The organism is Paraburkholderia sp. NMBU_R16 (assembly GCF_013282575.1).
Classification (GTDB): Bacteria; Pseudomonadota; Gammaproteobacteria; order Burkholderiales; family Burkholderiaceae; genus Trinickia.
In genome coordinates, this window is record NZ_JAAAYE010000196.1 from 1 (window position 1) to 1351 (window position 1351).

At 56.8% G+C, this 1351-nt stretch carries 1 protein-coding gene; it reads right to left on the minus strand.

Annotated features, from left to right (window positions below):
* Nucleotides 1-140 precede the first annotated feature (140 nt).
* Nucleotides 141-1121: a site-specific integrase gene (locus GWC77_RS27765; RefSeq protein WP_173262697.1), complete on the minus strand. Its 981-nt coding sequence runs from the start codon at nt 1119-1121 to the stop codon at nt 141-143.
* Nucleotides 1122-1351: the final 230 nt, after the last annotated feature.

The following is a 1351-nucleotide window of genomic DNA, read 5'->3' on the forward strand; positions in this document are numbered from 1 at the left end:
GCTACACGCGCTTCGAAACAATGCGAACCGTGCTGTTCCTCATCGCCGGCAAGCTAGATTTCTCCAGCTTCAACCCGCATGCCTCGTGAGCCGCGTTACCCACTGCATTTTCAAAAGAGCCAGATTTGTTCTAGCTACGGTCAGCCGAGCTTCATAGCCAATTCGCCAGCGTCAATCGAGACGTACCGTTGAAGCATGTTGGCTGTTGTGTGACCGGATATGGCGCGAAGTTCCAGAATCGAGAGTCCCTGCTTCGCTAATCTTGTCAGCGCGTCGTGCCGGAGATCGTGGAAAGTGAAGTTGGCGATACCGGCCCGCAGAACCGCTCGTTCGTATGCCTGTTTAACTGTCTCCATGGATACAGGGAAGACCCGTCCGTCAAGGCTGTGCGGTAGTGCTTCAAGCATGGTGACGCATGTTGTGGATAGCGGAATCCTTCGCGGTTGCCCGGCCTTTGTTACCTGTAGGATCGCCGTCCTATGTGCCAAGTCAACGTCTTGCCATGTCAGGGCAAGGATTTCGCCGCGTCGTGCAGCAGTTTCGAGCGCGAAGATAACGACCGGCTTGATCCACGGGCTGTGACACTGACCGCAAGCCGAGATCAGCGCGGTCCTTTCGGATGCGGTCAGCACGCGATCTCGGGCCTTCCCGGATCGTGGCTTCCTGATAAGGCTAACGGGATTGCCGGGAAGCTGAACGCCCCACTCGCGGATCGCGACGCTGAAAACGTGTCCGAGAAGCTGAAGCTCCCGCAGTGCGGTGCCGGACGAGACTTCTCCAAGGCGGGCATCCCGCCACGCCGCGACCATCTGCGGCGTTATTACGGACAATGCGTGCTTCGCGAGGCTGAGTTTCTTGAAGCTATCGATTCTGTACGATTCAGCGCGGGTTCCACGCTTGCCACTGCTGACTTCCTTTGCGTATCGCTCAAGAAGCTCGCCCAAGGTCGTTTGGCGATCCTGCGGGCTGTCGATCCACTGCCCGGCATCGATGAGACGTTCTTGCTGTCTCGCCCACTTCTCCGCATCTTTCTTCAGGGTGAATGTCTTCGATTGGACCGGGTAGCCTTGCCGTTTGACGATTGCTTGCCAACGGTCGTGACGTTGTCGAATGGTAGCCATCACTTCTCCAAGGGTGACAGCAGGGTGACAAGCCAGTTAGACGAACGGGGGCATCTAATGCTAACCCATTGAATCACAAGATCGTTTGCACGGTCTGGAAGCTGGTAAGCGTGTCGCCGGTACCGTCTCGACGGTGTGAATGAATGTTGCCAGAGTAGGCCCCACCACACGAGTAGCGGGGACCACAGTGTCAACAGAAGCACCGAAGAGAACTTCACGCAAAGGCATTC

What these genes read in the sequence shown, in the direction of transcription:
- GWC77_RS27765 (WP_173262697.1), bottom strand. Translation starts at nt 1,121, where the DNA reads ATGGCTACCATTCGACAACGTCACGACCGTTGGCAAGCAATCGTCAAA.